The sequence below is a fragment of the Planococcus sp. MSAK28401 genome, assembly GCF_018283455.1.
Taxonomy (GTDB): Bacteria; Bacillota; Bacilli; order Bacillales_A; family Planococcaceae; genus Planococcus; species Planococcus alpniumensis.
The window spans coordinates 725,649-741,613 of record NZ_JAAMTH010000001.1; the positions used below are offsets into that span (position 1 = coordinate 725,649).

At 45.7% G+C, this 15,965-nt stretch carries 12 protein-coding genes; 9 read left to right on the plus strand and 3 right to left on the minus strand.

Annotated elements, in window-relative coordinates; all coding sequences use genetic code 11:
- Positions 1–321: 321 nt before the first annotated feature.
- The 8 genes from G3255_RS03775 to G3255_RS03805 all read left to right on the plus strand — a co-directional run bounded on the left by G3255_RS03775 (position 322) and on the right by G3255_RS03805 (position 9,592).
- Entirely contained in the window at positions 322–1,161 is an 840-nt protein-coding gene (locus tag G3255_RS03775; RefSeq protein ID WP_211653355.1) for an MIP/aquaporin family protein, read from the plus strand.
- 36 nt (positions 1,162–1,197) lie between these two features.
- Positions 1,198–2,694, plus strand: coding sequence for a glycerol kinase GlpK (glpK, locus tag G3255_RS03780; protein WP_211653356.1), 1,497 nt, complete (start codon positions 1,198–1,200; stop codon positions 2,692–2,694).
- A 213-nt stretch (positions 2,695–2,907) separates the two neighbouring features.
- Complete coding sequence (locus G3255_RS03785) at positions 2,908–3,894, plus strand: macro domain-containing protein (RefSeq protein WP_211653357.1); 987 nt, start codon at positions 2,908–2,910, stop codon at positions 3,892–3,894.
- A 350-nt stretch (positions 3,895–4,244) separates the two neighbouring features.
- Positions 4,245–4,901, plus strand: a complete 657-nt coding sequence (locus G3255_RS03790; RefSeq protein ID WP_211653358.1) for a vWA domain-containing protein — start codon at positions 4,245–4,247, stop codon at positions 4,899–4,901.
- Between the two features lie 37 nt (positions 4,902–4,938).
- Positions 4,939–5,430: an Ltp family lipoprotein gene (locus G3255_RS03795; protein ID WP_211653359.1), complete on the plus strand. Its 492-nt coding sequence runs from the start codon at positions 4,939–4,941 to the stop codon at positions 5,428–5,430.
- A gap of 317 nt (positions 5,431–5,747) precedes the next feature.
- A complete protein-coding gene (locus G3255_RS20365; RefSeq protein ID WP_442757068.1) occupies positions 5,748–5,879 on the plus strand; it encodes a hypothetical protein in 132 nt (43 codons plus the stop codon).
- A 151-nt stretch (positions 5,880–6,030) separates the two neighbouring features.
- A complete protein-coding gene (locus tag G3255_RS20370; protein WP_442757069.1) occupies positions 6,031–6,513 on the plus strand; it encodes an aldo/keto reductase in 483 nt (160 codons plus the stop codon).
- A 280-nt stretch (positions 6,514–6,793) separates the two neighbouring features.
- On the plus strand, positions 6,794–9,592 hold the full coding sequence (locus G3255_RS03805; protein ID WP_211653360.1) for a hypothetical protein: 2,799 nt from the start codon (positions 6,794–6,796) through the stop codon (positions 9,590–9,592).
- An 89-nt stretch (positions 9,593–9,681) separates the two neighbouring features.
- On the opposite strand, the gene G3255_RS03810 is transcribed toward G3255_RS03805, so the two are convergent.
- Positions 9,682–11,118 (minus strand): carbon starvation CstA family protein, encoded by a 1,437-nt coding sequence (locus G3255_RS03810; protein WP_211653361.1) that lies wholly within the window; start codon positions 11,116–11,118, stop codon positions 9,682–9,684.
- Positions 11,119–11,466: 348 nt separating this feature from the next.
- On the opposite strand from G3255_RS03810, the gene G3255_RS03815 reads away from it, so the two are divergent.
- Positions 11,467–12,405 (plus strand): Gfo/Idh/MocA family protein, encoded by a 939-nt coding sequence (locus G3255_RS03815; protein ID WP_211653362.1) that lies wholly within the window; start codon positions 11,467–11,469, stop codon positions 12,403–12,405.
- A gap of 484 nt (positions 12,406–12,889) precedes the next feature.
- Here G3255_RS03815 and G3255_RS03820 read toward each other — a convergent pair whose 3' ends face one another.
- Entirely contained in the window at positions 12,890–13,681 is a 792-nt protein-coding gene (locus tag G3255_RS03820) for an endonuclease/exonuclease/phosphatase family protein (protein WP_211653363.1), read from the minus strand.
- A gap of 113 nt (positions 13,682–13,794) precedes the next feature.
- Complete coding sequence (ptsG, locus tag G3255_RS03825; RefSeq protein WP_211653364.1) at positions 13,795–15,855, minus strand: glucose-specific PTS transporter subunit IIBC; 2,061 nt, start codon at positions 15,853–15,855, stop codon at positions 13,795–13,797.
- Positions 15,856–15,965: the final 110 nt, after the last annotated feature.

A 15,965-nucleotide genomic window follows, 5' to 3' on the forward strand; every position in this document is an offset into this window, starting at 1 on the left:
TTCGAATGAAGAAACTCATGCACCGGCTTTTCAAGGAAACTTTTCTCAGCACCAGATGCGCGGGAGCGAAGTTATTTGAAGCAAGCAGAGGAAACTATTTTAAAGACCGAGCAGGAATATTTAAACAAAAATTCAGAAAAATATATTGACAGCGCTTTCTTTTAAGTATAACTTATAGATAACAAGTTAAGAGTTGTGTTGGAGACCCGGAGATTCGCACATTAATGAGTACTTCTATCGAGGAGAACTTTCATTAATTGCGGATTTTTTTAATGGGCATTAACACAGCTGTTGCTTTAAAAGGAAGGGAAGTGTTAAGCGATGTCAGAGTTTTTAGCAGAATTGATCGGGACCATGATCTTGATTATTTTCGGCGGCGGTGTAGTGGCGGGTGTGGTCTTGAAAGATTCCAAGGCTGAAGGCAGCGGGTGGGTCGTCATCACGATTGCGTGGGGGCTGGCCGTAACCATGGCAGTATATGCAGTGGGCAGTTTTTCAGGAGCCCATGTCAATCCGGCGGTAACTTTTGGGTTGGCTTCAGTAGGAGAATTTCCATGGTCGAAAGTTCCAATGTATATTCTCGCTCAAATGATCGGCGCGATTATCGGCGCAGTAATCGTCTTTTTGAATTATTTGCCGCATTGGAAGATTACGGAAGATCAAGGAGCGAAATTAGCTGTATTCTCCACGGGTCCCGCTGTTCGAAGCCCGTTTTCGAATTTAGTCAGTGAGATCATCGGAACTGCCGTTTTGGTGATGGGCTTGTTGTTCATCGGCGCCAATGATTTTACAGATGGCTTGAATCCTTTGATTGTTGGAGCTTTGATTATTGCGATCGGCATGTCACTCGGCGGCGCTACAGGCTATGCCATCAATCCGGCACGAGATCTTGGCCCCCGCATTGCGCATGCTTTTCTTCCTATTCCTGGAAAAGGTAGTTCAGATTGGAGTTATGCCTGGGTTCCAGTTGTTGGGCCGATTTTCGGCGGTATTTATGGCGCGGTGTTCTATAAAGCTTTCTTCACGAGTGATTACGGCCTGCTGTTCTGGGGGTTAAGCGTAGTCATGGCCGGTATTTTGATCGGGGCGACAAGCGCCGAATTGAAAAAAGGGCATACGGTAGCGAATGAAATCGAAGACACTTTAGTAGATGACAAATAAGAATTGAAGATAAGACCATTTGAGGAGGAATAATTGATGACTAAAGATTATATTATGGCGATTGACCAAGGAACAACGAGTTCACGGGCGGTATTGTTCAACCACAAAGGGGAAATCGTGGGGACGGGCCAGCAAGAATTTGAACAATTTTTTCCGAAACCGGGTTGGGTAGAGCATGATGCGAATGAAATCTGGACCTCAGTTTTAGCTTGTATGGCAGGCGCATTGCGAAAAGCGGATGTGGAAGCAAACCAAATTGCAGGGATCGGCATTACCAACCAGCGCGAAACGGCTGTCGTTTGGGACCGCAACACTGGAAAACCGATCTATAAAGCGATTGTTTGGCAATCGAGACAAACGGCGGACATTTGCGGTGAGTTGAAAGCGCAAGGGCACGAAGAGCTGTTCCGCAAGAAAACAGGCCTATTGATTGATGCCTATTTCTCAGGAACGAAAGTTAAATGGATTTTGGATAATGTCGAAGGCGCGCGTGAAAAAGCAGAGAACGGCGATTTGATGTTCGGGACGATCGATACGTGGCTCGTCTACAAACTATCTGGCGGCGCTGCGCACATCACCGATTACAGCAACGCTTCCCGTACGCTGATGTACAATATTTATGACTTGGAATGGGATCAGGAATTGCTGGATATTCTGACGGTGCCAAAAAGCATGCTGCCGGAAGTACGCCAATCGTCTGAAGTCTATGCCAATACCATCAACTATCATTTCTTTGGCAATGAAGTGCCGATCGCGGGTATCGCCGGTGACCAGCAAGCTGCATTATTCGGCCAGGCCTGCTTCGAAAAAGGAATGGCTAAAAATACGTATGGCACCGGCTGTTTCATGCTGATGAACACTGGGGAAGAAGGCGTCGTTTCCGAACACGGCTTGTTGACTACGTTAGCGTGGGGCATTGACGGCAAAGTGGAATATGCACTTGAAGGCAGTATCTTCGTTGCGGGTTCTGCAATTCAATGGTTGCGTGATGGCTTGAAGATCTTGGACACTGCGCCGGAAAGTGAGCAATACGCCACATCCGTCGAATCGACAGACGGCGTCTACATGGTACCGGCATTTGTCGGGCTCGGCACGCCTTATTGGGATACAGACGCGCGCGGCGCCATTTTCGGCTTGACGCGCGGCACGACACGGGCGCATCTGATCCGCGCAACGCTTGAATCACTCGCATATCAGACGAAAGATGTCGTGAACGTCATGATCGAAGACGCGGGCATTGAATTGAAAACTTTGCGTGTGGATGGCGGCGCCGTGGCGAATGATTTCCTCGTGCAATTCCAGAGCGACATTTTGGATGTACCAGTTGAGCGTCCGGTGATCCAGGAAACGACAGCGCTAGGCGCAGCTTACTTAGCGGGATTGGCAGTTGGTTTCTGGGAAAGCAAAGAAGAAATTGCGCAGCAATGGAAAGTGGATAAAACCTTCACCAGCGAGATGCCAGCCGAACAAGGTGAAAAATTATACGATGGCTGGAAGCAAGCGGTGGCGGCTACTAGAACGTTTAAAAACTAATACTTCAACAGCAAAAAACACACGCGGCTGCCTGTCGCGTGTTTTTTTATGTGCAAATTGTGTGGTGCACAGGGACAACAAGCAGTTCGCGGAACACGAAAACCCTTGCCCTACCTATCTTTTTTAAGAATCCAGGGGTCAGAATTGTGTGGCGCACAGGGACACAACGGGTGGTAGAATGAAAAGAGACAAGAAACAGAAAGGGATGAGCCCATGCCACTGCAAATCGTGCGCAACGACATCACCAAAATGACAACCGACGCCATCGTCAATGCCGCAAACTCCAATCTGAAGATGGGCGGCGGTGTGTGCGGGGCGATTTTCCGGGCAGCGGGTCCGAAGCAGCTGCAGAAAGCGTGCGACCGGGTCGGCCATTGTGCGGTCGGGGAAGCGGTGCCTACTGACGGCTTTGAACTCAATGCGAAGTACATCATCCATACGGTCGGGCCGGTGTGGGAAGGCGGCGGGCGCAACGAGGAAGTGTTGCTGCGCAATTGCTACCGCAACTCGCTGGAACTTGCCATCGAGCTTGGCTGTGAGTCGATCGCTTTTCCGCTTATCTCGACCGGCATCTTCGGCTATCCGAAAGAGTCGGCGCTGCGGGTCGCGACGGAAGAAATCAATGAATTTCTGAACGAGCACGATATGGACGTCTATCTGGTCGTGTTGGACAAGCAGTCGTTTGGCCTCAGCCAGAAGCTTTACGAATCGATCGAAACATTCATCAACGAACAGGAAGCGTCGGTTTTGGAAGAACAGGCTGTCCGTTACCAAGACCGGCGGGAAATGGAAATACCGATGTCTGCACCAATCGAAATAGTGGAGCAGCAATTGAGCCTAGAAGAGTTTTTGGAAGAGGTGGACGAATCCTTCTCGCAGCGGCTGTTCAGGTTTATCGATGACAGCGGCATGACCGATGCCGAGACCTATAAAAAGGCGAATCTCGACAAAAAGCTGTTTTCCAAAATCAGAAATTCCCCCGGCTACACGCCGAAGAAAAAGACCATCCTCGCATTTGCGATCGCGCTCGAACTGGATCTCGATGAGACGGAAGAACTGCTCGGGACAGCCGGCTATCGCTTGTCGAACAGCCATAAATTCGACTTGATCGTCCATTATTTCATCGAGCGTGAACAATACAATATTTTTGAAATCAATGAAGCCTTGTTTGCATTTGACGAAGCGCTTCTTGGTTCGTAAAAGGTCGCTTTCGAAGCGACCTTTTTTAGTCTGTCGAAAAACTTCAGAAAGTCGTATTTTCCGAAGCTTATCGCTCGCTTTCCGTGGGCTCGCGCCCAAGCCTCCTCAGCCGCCTTGCGTCTTGCGGGGGCTCGGTCGTCTCGCTGATCCACTGGAGTCGAGCGAACACTTCTCCAAATACTTAGATAGCTCATTAATTTTTGAATGCCAAAAAGATGATCCCATTATAATTTATAACCTTTTAATAGGCTTCTTCAACACTGTGATAAAAGGTCGCTTTCGAAGCGACCTTTTTTCTATGGGGAAATCGTATCCTTGGAGTAGCAAGTAACCCGAAGGAGGAAACGATGATGAAAAATGAAACGACGGAATTGGTGTTTATTCTTGATAAAAGCGGCTCGATGGCGGGGCTCGAGAAAGATACGATCGGCGGCTTTAATGCCTTGATCGACAAGCAGCGAAAACTTCCCGGTGAGGTCCGCGTGACGACGGTGCTGTTCAACCACGAATACGAGCTGCTGCACGACCGGATTTCGCTCGAAGGCATTTCGCCGATGACGGATAGTGATTACGAAGTAGGTGGCATGACGGCTTTGCTCGATGCGGTCGGCTCGACGATTCAGAAAATCAGCAACGCGCAAAAAGGGACATTGAAAAAGCACCAGGCCGATCAAGTGATGTTTGTCATTACAACAGATGGCCTGGAAAACTCCAGCTGTGAATACACGTATAAGAAAATCCATGAAATGATCTCCTCGAAAAAGACGGCAGGCTGGGAATTCATATTCCTCGGTGCAAATATCGACGCGGCCGCGACGGCAAAGAAATTCGGTGTCGACGAGGATTTTGCGGTGGATTACCACGCGGATACGGAAGGGACGGAATTGAATTATCAAGTGTTGAGTGAAGCGGTGAGTTCGTTCCGGACCGGGAAGAAGATTGACCGGGAATGGAAAAAGGAAATTGAGCGGGATTATAAGGCTCGAGGAAAGCAGGAAAAGCAATAATGAGTGAAATTCATTCGAAATTAAAGGGGGATGCATCATGAAAAAAGTATTTAAGATTGGCTGTCTCGGCATCATTGGCCTATTTGTATTAATGGCCATACTAGTTGCTTTGGTCGGTGGCGGAGAAGATTCCACGGAAACTGAGGGCACGACAGAAACAGCACCGGCAACAGAAGAAGCTGCAACAGAAGAGCCGGTCGAAGAAGAGCCAGCTGAGCCGGAAGTATCGACTGAGTTTGAATCTGCATTGAATCAAGCACAAAACTATTCAGATACCATGCATATGTCGAAAGCCGGCTTGTTCGAGCAATTGACTTCTGAATACGGCGGGCAGTTCCCGGAAGACGCTGCACAATACGCGATTGACAATGTAGATGCTGATTGGAAAGCGAACGCTTTGGAATCGGCCAAAACGTATCAGGAAAGCATGAGCATGTCCAAAGAAGCTATTCGCGATCAATTGACTTCGGATTATGGCGGCCAGTTTACACAAGAAGAAGCTGACTACGCCGTACAAAACCTGGAATAAATGAAAAAGATGAGCCCCGGCAAAACTGCCAGAGCTCGTCTTTTTTCATTTAAACCGTTTCAACTTCCGAATCCACTTGCTTCGCAGCGCGGTACTTCATGATCTGCGCCACATGCCACTGGGCAACAGCCAAGGTGATGGCCGTGTGTGGTGCACAGGGACAGAACCATCCAAGCTAATCCATATAGTTTGAGTTCCTGATAATGTAAGAGTAATCTGAAAATAAAATCGAGAGGAGTGAAAGTGGATGAATATAGTAATTCCAGAAGTGACATTTAACTACGGAACGACCTTGTCGGTTACCGGGCTCGGTACATATGGGGGGCAATGCCGGCGCGAACTCGGTAATCAGCGGGATTAACGCAAGTTACCGCCTGATCGACACGGCGTATAATTACGAAAATGAAGGCGCAGTCGGGGAAGGCATCAAATGCAGCGGCATTTCGTGAGAGGATTTGTAGATCACCTCCAAGCTGTCGAGGCGTTATGATGAATACAAAAAAAGCCATGGTAGTGATCCAGGAATCGCTCTAGCGTTCGAAGCTGGATTATTTCGATCCCTACGTGATCCACTGGCTGCTTCCGACTCAAGACTTATACATGGAAGCATGGCAAGCGCTGACGATGCGCAAAAATAGGGGGATCCGGTCGATCGACGCGAGCAACTTCCTGCCTGAGCATCTCGAGCGCACTATAAAGGAAACCGAGGTGACACCGAGCTTGAACCAAGTAGAGTTGCATCCACTCTTCAACCAGGAAGACCAGCGGAGAGCGCACACGGAACCCGGCATTCAAACGCACTCATGGAGCCCGATAGCGAGAGCGACCGGTATCCAATCGAATGACACAGTCAGCAAAATCGCGGAAACCCATCACAAAACAATCCCTCAAGTGTTGCTGCGCTGGCAATACCAAATCGGTTCTGTATCCATTCCGCGCTCGACTTCGCCCAAGCGTCAGCGCGAAAATCTGGATATTTTTGATTTTGAATTAAGCGAAACCGAAATGACGGCGATCGCCGGATTGTTCCGCCCAGATGGCAGGCTGTTCGATATAGACCCGGCGACTCACGAGGAGTTTTAAAAAGCATAGGACAGTAGAAGCTTTTGAATGAACGATAATCAACATTAACAATAATGATGGCCACTGAAATTTTCTGTGTTTCTTCTATTTTCTCACCTGCAGATGAAATAATGTAGGTGTTTTCTTTGGTAGAAATTTTATAGGTGTTTTTCTAGAAATCGATTTAATGGCAAACATCGTGATAAAATAGTAGATGTTATCAACTGAAAGGTACGAATACATAGAACTTAAGATAATGTGCAATTATGTCACAAAATAGGTTGATTCGGAGGAGGAAAATATGAGAAAGCAAAAAAATAAATTGAAAGTCTTCATAAGTTCGAAGACTGGAGAAACCCTTGCTGATCAAAAATATGTGTTAGCAAGAATTGCTGCAAAAGAAACCTTAGAATCTACCGGGTTATTCGAAGTATATTCATTTGAATCTGAAGGCCCATCAACGTCTTCAGCTTTAAATCACTATACGTGGGGCTTAAAGGAAAGTGATATTTGTGTGTTTTTAATTGACAATAAAGATGGTGTTCCACTTGGCGTTCAAGTAGAGATTGACACTGTTAAAAAATATAAAATACCTTCCCTCTATTACTTTTGTCAAAGCGATGAAAAGAAAAAAACACAAACTCAAATCGATTTGCAGCAGTCAACTCAACCTAAATTCAGTATAATAAATTCGTTTAGTGAGTTCATTGAAAATTGTGCGACACATTTACTAAGCGATGTATTACTTACATATAAGCAAATGAATAAACAAATCAATGAAACAAGCAATATAATGGATGAAACTTTTGCTAGCACAAGAGAAGCTTTAAATTCGGAGTCGAAATCAGCAGCACAGTCGGAAAAAATAAACACAAACCCCTCTTTACTTTTAGATAAAGAACGGCTATCTAATGCAGTGTGTCGGAATTATTTCTCGTATTTACTTTTCGGTACAAAGCAGAAGAACTTTGAAGAAAAAGATTTTGATTATTATTGTTCTAAATTTTTGTCAATAATTTTTGAGAACGAGAGTATTGAAAGTTTTAATATGACCCTTTTTCTCGATAACCTAAAATTACAATTACCAGATGCATACTACAAAGTAGTGGAAAAGAGATGGTTATCACATCAAAAATATTTATTAAAACAATATGATGAATCTCTCAAATTACTTAAAGAAGCTTTTGATATGGCTAAATCACTTAATGGCGAAATTGCTGAATGGCTTATTCAAGATATATTAATTGATTTGAGAAATAGAGAAAATAGTATTGCTGAAACCAAAAATGAATATATCTTTGAATCGGCTAGTCAAAAGGAATTGGAAAATCGGCTAGAAGAATTATATTATCCCTTAATTGATAGAAAAGAAAAAAATCTTATGGAATGGATAGAAAAGGAAAGACAAAAAAACGAAATGAGATCCTATTCTAGTTGGTCTTCTTATGGTAACCTCTTTTTCCTAAGTAATTTAATTGCTGATATTTACTATCAAGCTATGTTATTTGGTTCCTTTACTCATGTAACTAGAATATACTCATTGATTCAAAAACTATCATATCAATTAAGTAAATTTACAGATTACTGGCCTTCTGTAATGTTGCTTTTGAAAACCACTATTGTTACTCTGGATTATAAAAAAGTAACTCAAATCACAAGAAATTTTGCGGAAATGATGGAAAAAATGAATGAAGAAGATGCGAAAGATGTATACGAATTTTCCAATAATGCTAAATTAACTCAGAACCAGTTTAAAGCAAACCTGATTTCTATGTCTGAAATTGGCTATTATTTAAGTGATGCTGATTTTATTCAATATTGGAATTCTCTTAAATCGAAAATAAGGTCTTGGGTTATTGAAGAAAATAGTATGGTTTCATTGCAATCATATATATTCCGTTGCATAAAAAGAATTAATGGTCGAATTGAAGATGATTACATAGTCGATTTTGGATTGAGTATTTTAGATTCATCAAAAAAACGTTATTACGATGATGTGCTAAAATTACTATCCGAAAACTATGTCGATTACAGATTGGTAAACGTGGATAATTCAAATAAGTTAATACAAGTTCTTATTAACCATTTAACTAATAACACTGATTTTAATGAAATAAGGAGAGTACAATCAATCTTTGTATTATTGAAGAATGAAAGTTATGAGATGCGACAAGAGATGGAAGCTTTCATTCAAAAAGAATGGCCAGAATTTTATTTGACAGAATACACGTTCGAAAAATATGAAGATAAAGAATCTAGCCAATCACTTATTGAGTCTAGAATTGAAGAAATAAAAAATAGAAATATCCACCAAGGTAAAAACGGTATTTATCACGGTTACACTAATGATCCATACGTTCAAACAGAAATTATTTTAAAAGAGTCGGATGGAATGATTAAAACTGAAGTAATTGATGAACTGTTCATAGCAACAGCAAACAGTATTATTACTAATAATCAATTAGTTGAGGATAAACTAAAAGCTTATTGTCTGGCGATATTTTTGACTAGATTTGATACAAATATTATTGAGAGAAATAAAGTGATAGTTGATCGAATAATAAATTACGAGGATTATGAATCTGCGCAAGAGTCAATGATAAGTTACACCGACAGTACAACTTTAGTTTTCGCGCATTTTGTATTGTTAGAATGTTTAGGTAAGAAAAAATTTAACGGAATTCTAGAGGTTATATCAACTTTCAATGAAGCGGGAAGGCAAATAGAAGGTTGTAAAATAATTAATCGGTTCCTTTATAATTATAAAAAATTGCCTGTAAAACAAAACTTAGAAAGCTTGTTTATGCAATGTTCACTACTGTGGGTTAACTCTGATGATATTGATGTCAGATGGTATAATATACAAATACTAATTAAATTGATGGAAAGAAAAAAGTATAGGAAAATAATTAGTCAAAATCTAGTGGGCGTTATGAATAGAGACAATGCTATAGTAAAAAGTCAAATTGCACATAAAATTGATTTTATTGCTGACTTGGATGCTGAAGTAGGAAGAACCATTTATGAAATTGCAAAGAATGATAATAATTTTGCGATACGAAAAATTGCTGCAAATAAAGGTCATCATTTTATGAAATAATTTTCATATGAATTATATGGAAGTTTGCAAGAAATACGGAATATAAAAAGATGAGCCCCGGCAATTTTGCCAGGGCTCATCTTTTTCATTTAAACCGTTTCAACTTCCGAATCCACTTGCTTCGCAGCGCGGTACTTAATTATCTGCGCGATATACCAGAGAGCAACAGCCAAAGTGATGACCGAGCCGATCATGGCGGCGATGTGGTATTCCATGTTCAAGCCTTCCGGTGCGTAGAAGATGTACATGGAGACGACGCCTGTCATGAACATGGCCGGCACGCCGCTGATCCAGTGCATTTTGTAGTTCTTGAGCAAATACATCGTCGCTGTCCACAGCATGAAGGTCGCGACGACTTGGTTGGTCCAGCCGACGTATCTCCACAAGAATGTATAGTCGATCGTTGCCATGTAGAACGTCGGGATGGCGAGTGGGACGGTGATTAACAGGATACGCAAGGTGCCGTCAGTTTTGGTGAACTTCGACAATAAATCAGCCAAGATCATGCGCGATGAGCGAAGTGCGGTATCGCCTGTCGTGATCGGCAAGATGATGACGCCGAAGATCGCGAGGATGCCGCCGAGTGTGCCAAGGAGCGAGATCGAGATTTCATTGACCACGCCGGATGGTCCTCCAGCTGCAAGCGCTGCGCCAAGTCCTTCAGTTCCGTTGAAGAAGGTCATGCCAGCCGCCGCCCAGATCAATGCGATGATGCCTTCGATGACCATGGCGCCGTAGAAGATTTTACGGCCGTCAGTTTCTTTTTTCATCGTGCGGGCAATGATCGGGCTTTGCGTGCTATGGAAGCCGGAGATCGCACCGCAAGAAACGGTAACCATCAATAGCGGCCAGATCGGCAATTCGCCTGGATGCAAATTGCTGAAGGTCAAGTTCGGCATCGGTTTGCCTGAGAACACGAGTGCCACAGCTACTGCGATGGCCATGAACAACAGGATGCCGCCGAGTAGCGGGTAGATACGGCCGATGATGCGGTTGATCGGCAAGATGGTTGCGAGAACGAAATAAGCAAAAATAAGGGCAAGCGCCGCGATAAAGGAGATCGGCGTAATTTGTGCGATCAATTGAGCGGGACCTGCAGTGAAAGCGGCCGCTACGAGCAGCATCAATACGAGCGAGAGACCGTTGATGAAGACTTTGGCGTTCTTTCCTAAATAACGCCCGACGAGAGTGGGGAATTGCGCTCCGCCGTGGCGCATCGACATCATGCCGGAAAAATAATCGTGTACGCCGCCTGCAAAAATGCAGCCTACGACGATCCAGATGAAAGCGACCGGTCCGTACAATGCGCCCGCTACCGCTCCGTAGATCGGGCCGAGCCCTGCGATGTTCAGCAGTTGGATCAAATTGCCTTTCCACCAGCTCATCGGCACATAGTCAATATTATCGGCCTGTGCGTAGGCGGGCGTTGGAGTTTTGTCGTCAACGACGAATACCTTTTCGATAAATTTCGAATAAAATATGTATCCCAATATCAAAAGTGCAAGTGCTGCGAAAAATGTTATCATATGCGTCGTCCTCCTGATGTCAGTGATATATCGTATACACATGATAGCATCTTTCGGGGAGAATCGACTATAATATTTCGAAAAAACTAATATTTCTATTTATTTATAGCAAACCGATAGATAGTTGATAAGGCGAGTGAAAGTGAAAGCGGACCCAATGGGTTTTGAGGACTAAACACTTTTTATTGCTTCATGTACACGTCCAGAAAATCTTTAAATTCATTATCTTAAGATAAAAGTAAAATGAAATGTTCAGTCGAAACATTGGCGGGATTTGATGTCATGTGACACATGGGCGTGATTGCATTATGCTTGAAGCAAGTACTTAAAGAGAAGAGGGAACCAACCATGAATTTTGGAATCATTGGAACGAATTGGATCACCGATCGATTTATCAAAGCAGCGAAGCAACACCCGGATTTCCGCATCGGCGCAGTGTATTCGAGAACGGAAGAGACCGGCCGCGCGTTTGCAGAGAAATACGGAGTGGAAGCGGTTTATACGGACATGAAAAAAATGTTCGAAGAAAGCGGAATTGATGCGGTCTATATCGCTTCGCCGAATGCGTTTCACGCTGAACAAAGCCTGCTCGCGATGCAACACGGCGTGCACGTGCTATGTGAAAAGCCAGCTGTTGTCAGCCTGGACGAGATGGACCGAGTCATTGCGACTTCAAAAGAAACCGGCATGACTTATATGGAAGCGATGAAGTCGACCGTGACGCCGACTTTCCTGCGGCTGAAAGAAGAGCTGCATAAAATCGGTCCGGTTCGCCGCTACGTATTCCATTACAACCAGTACTCGTCCCGCTACGATAAATACAAAGAAGGGATCATCGAAAATGCGTTCAAGCCGGAACTCGGCAACGGCGCGAAAACGGATCTCGGTGTTTACGGGTTGGCGCCGCTCGTCCATTTGGCAGGCGAACCGGATGACGTATTGCGTAACCGCTACCTGTTGTCGACCGGTGCGGAAGGGCAAGGTAGCATGATTCTCGATTACGGCGAATGCGAAGCGATCATTATGTACTCGAAGATTTCGGATTCGTATTTGCCAAGTGAAATTCAAGGGGAAAACGGCGTCGTTGAAATCGATAGAATCAGCGACCCGAAACACGTGCTGATCAAATACCGCGACGGCACAACCGAAGACATTTCCGTCCCGCACGAGTTCGATACCATGTATTACGAACTCGATGAATTTACCCGTTGCGTACACAAAGGCCAAATAGAGTCCCCAATCAACACGCACGAGATCTCTCGGCAAGTGACCAAGCTGTTGCTTTAATGAAAATAGTCAACAAAAAAACCGCTTTTCCCGTCCAGTATATGTGGAGGGAAGAGCGGTTTTTTTATTTAAAATGAACTTATGAAATTCATTTAGTGCCATTACTCAAAATCACTCTGGAACTGTTTCTTGACTGAGCCTTAGGCAGTGCAATTTCCGGATACTCCTACTATTTTGTTTCATATCTATTGAACAGTCCAGATGAAAAAGTGGAAGGCGGCGAAGGGCAAAGATGTGCTCCCACATCGCTGCGCTACTGCGTCGCAAACGAATCGTGTCAGGCACGATTCGCTTCCTAAGGGAGCAGTGACGGAGCAGCGCGACGGAGCGACATGAGCTGAAGACCCTGGACTGAGCGTAAGCGAGGGAAGCGGCTGAAGCCATGCCCTGGCAGCTGGCATCGCGACGTCCTGTCGCGCCAGCTGCATGACCCACATCCTGTGGGCCCGAAAGCGTCCGCCTGGAACGATTCATCACTATCTTTTTAATCTATTACTAAATAAACTTCCACACCGAAATGGTCCGACACCAGCGGCTTGTGCTCGCCGTTGAATATGACTTTCGACGATTTGACGGTTACGGGTTCGGTGGAGAGGATCAAGTCGATGCGCAGGTCTTGCTTGTTGTCGCTCCAGCCGGCGATTTTGCCTTTGACGGTGATGCCGGCGTCTTTTTCCTCAGCCAATGTGTACGTGTCGTGCAGCCCATTTTCCAATAAGTAAGCATAGCCTTGCTGGTCAAGTGAGGCGTCGTTATTGAAGTCGCCCATCAGAAAGGCTGGGGTGTCTGTGGTCATTTGCCCAAGCAGCTGGTCGGCCTGGAATTTGAACGGTTCTACGCTGTCGTGCCACCAGCCGGTGTGGCAGGAATAGAACGTGAAGGGCTGGTCTTCGTAATGGATGGTTGCGCCGACAATCTTCCGCGTTTTCGGGGAATTTTTGTCGGTGTTTTGGCTGACGAAGAAGCTGTGCTCCTCGGCGACTGGGTGGCGCGTCAAGATCACCAGCCCTTCTTCGTAGCGCCCGTAGACGAGGTGGGAAAAGTCCCATACCATCGAATAGCCCGTAACGCCGAGTTGCTCCATTTCCTGAAGCAGGACCCATGCGTAATTATCGTGCTTGATGACATGTTCTGGTTGCTCGTCGATCGACTGGTTGACTTCCTGTAAGGCGATGACGTCATATTCTTTTTCTGCGATGGCTTGTGCCAAATGGCGAATCTTGTCCAGTTGATTTTCTTCGTGCCACGCATGGCAATTCAAGGTCAGTAGTTTCATTGATTCATTCCTCCAAAACGGTTTAATGAGTGAGCTTCATTAGTTTAAAAAACCCGGCCCGATGCGAAGAGATTCGCACGGGTCCGGGTTTGAAGCTGGTAAGGAAGGTTCTGTTAGACTTCTTCAGTTCCAGCTGTGATCTCAATCAAGTCTTTCGTATTCGCGGCTACTCGGCCGGATGTTTTGATGTTCACTTGCTGTCCTTCTTGGAGACTCGTGAATACCACTGGCGTGATGATGGAAGGAGCGTGTTCGCCGATATAGGCGAGGTCCATTTCCATCAATAATTGTCCTTGTTCGACAAGGTCGCCTTGTTCAACATGGGCAGTGAAACCTTCGCCTTTCAGATGGACAGTATCGATGCCGATATGGATGAGCATTTCAGTGCCATCATCTGCTTTGAGGCCAATGGCGTGTTTCGTCGGGAACAAAGTAACGACTTCTCCGTTCACTGGCGAGAACACTTTGCCTTCGGACGGTTTAATTGCAAAGCCGTCGCCGACCATTCTGCCGGAAAAGACTTGGTCCGGTACATCGGTAATCGGTAGGATATCGCCTGTGATCGGGATGCCGAAATCAACTGTGCCGAGGCGTACCGGTGCGTCTCCAGCATCTTTTGCCTGGTCGATGATCTGGGATACATCTTGTTTTGTGCGCGGCGTTTTGCCGTTAATGATGTCTTGCATTTGCCCGCGCAGATTGTCGGAAACCGGCCCGAAAATCGCTTGGATGTTATTGCCGACTTCCATGACGCCGGAAGCACCGAGTTTTTTCAATCGGTTTTTGTCGACTGCGCTCTTGTCTTCTACACTGACGCGCAGGCGGGTAATGCAGGCATCGAGATGGGTGATGTTTTGTTGGCCACCCATTGCTTGCAGGATTTCGTATGGCAATTCACCGGCAACGGCTGAATCGTCGTCTTCGTCTGCTTCGTCGTCTTCACGCCCTGGCGTCATCAAATTGAATTTTGTGATGGCGAAGCGGAAGCCGAAATAGTAAATGACGGCGAAGAACAGACCAACAATGATAACCCAGAACCATTCCGTTCTACCCGGCATGACGCCGAACAGCAGGAAGTCGATGAGGCCGCCGGAGAAAGTCATGCCGATTTTAACATCAAGAATGTGCATGATCATAAAGGACAGTCCAGCGAATACTGCGTGGATCCCGAACAATACTGGTGCTACGAAAAGGAATGCGAATTCAAGCGGTTCAGTGATCCCTGTCAAAAATGAAGTGAGGGCAGCTGAACCCATAATGCCGCCAACAACTTTCTTGCGTTCAGGGCGTGCGCAGTGGTAGATCGCAAGCGCTGCTGCTGGAAGGCCGAACATCATAAACGGATATTTTCCTGTCATGAACGTGCCGGCTGTGAAATCGACTCCATCACGCAATTGCTCAATAAAGATGCGCTGGTCGCCGCGGATGATTTCGCCAGCTTCATTTGTATACGTGCCGAACTCAAACCAGAACGGTGAGTAGAAAATGTGGTGAAGCCCGAAAGGAATCAACGAGCGTTCGACAAGGCCGAAGACGAACGCCGCAAGTGTGCGGTTTGTGTCTAGGATGAAATAAGAGAGCGTGTTTAGGCCGTTCTGTGCAAAAGGCCACACAAGGTACATCGCGACACCGAGAAACAATGCCGAGAATGCAGTAATAATTGGAACAAAGCGCTTTCCGGCGAAGAAGCCGAGAAATTGCGGCAAGTTGATATTGTAGAATTTATTGTACATCGCTGCGGCCAATATCCCGACGATGATCCCGCCGAAGACGCCGGTCTGCAAGGTTGGAATGCCGAGGACCATGGCGTACGCAGGATCTGAAGTGGCCAACTCTTCTGTGATGCCGCCGACTGCTTTCATTGTGACGTTCATGATCAAATAGCCGATGATCGCGGCAAGACCTGCGACGCCGTCACCGCCGGCTAAGCCAATCGCTACACCGACCGCAAAGAGCAGTGGCAAGTTGTCAAAGATGACACCGCCGGCTTCCGCCATGATAAAGAGCAATGACTGGACCCATGGGGTGCCGAAGAATGGTACCGCTTCCACAAATGTGTCTTGTGAAAAGCTTGTGCCGAATGCCAGCAAAATTCCTGCTGCAGGCAAGAGTGCGACAGGCAGCATCAATGCCTTCCCGACTTTTTGCAATGTACCGAATACATTAGTAGACATAAAATTTCCTCCTTTATTGGTAAAACTTACTGCGGATCAAACGGGATTGAGCGTGTTTGGCGGAAGCTAAAGCATACAAAAAAGGCATGAGCGGAAAAGGCATCGGTAAA

Bases quoted from the DNA above. Each gene is read 5' to 3' on its own strand.
- G3255_RS03775 (WP_211653355.1), top strand. From the start codon at position 322: ATGTCAGAGTTTTTAGCAGAATTGATCGGGACCATGATCTTGATTATT.
- glpK (WP_211653356.1), top strand. From the start codon at position 1,198: ATGACTAAAGATTATATTATGGCGATTGACCAAGGAACAACGAGTTCA.
- G3255_RS03785 (WP_211653357.1), top strand. From the start codon at position 2,908: ATGCCACTGCAAATCGTGCGCAACGACATCACCAAAATGACAACCGAC.
- G3255_RS03790 (WP_211653358.1), top strand. From the start codon at position 4,245: ATGAAAAATGAAACGACGGAATTGGTGTTTATTCTTGATAAAAGCGGC.
- G3255_RS03795 (WP_211653359.1), top strand. From the start codon at position 4,939: ATGAAAAAAGTATTTAAGATTGGCTGTCTCGGCATCATTGGCCTATTT.
- G3255_RS20365 (WP_442757068.1), top strand. From the start codon at position 5,748: ATGGGGGGCAATGCCGGCGCGAACTCGGTAATCAGCGGGATTAACGCA.
- G3255_RS20370 (WP_442757069.1), top strand. From the start codon at position 6,031: ATGGAAGCATGGCAAGCGCTGACGATGCGCAAAAATAGGGGGATCCGG.
- G3255_RS03805 (WP_211653360.1), top strand. From the start codon at position 6,794: ATGAGAAAGCAAAAAAATAAATTGAAAGTCTTCATAAGTTCGAAGACT.
- G3255_RS03810 (WP_211653361.1), bottom strand. From the start codon at position 11,118: ATGATAACATTTTTCGCAGCACTTGCACTTTTGATATTGGGATACATA.
- G3255_RS03815 (WP_211653362.1), top strand. From the start codon at position 11,467: ATGAATTTTGGAATCATTGGAACGAATTGGATCACCGATCGATTTATC.
- G3255_RS03820 (WP_211653363.1), bottom strand. From the start codon at position 13,681: ATGAAACTACTGACCTTGAATTGCCATGCGTGGCACGAAGAAAATCAA.
- ptsG (WP_211653364.1), bottom strand. From the start codon at position 15,855: ATGTCTACTAATGTATTCGGTACATTGCAAAAAGTCGGGAAGGCATTG.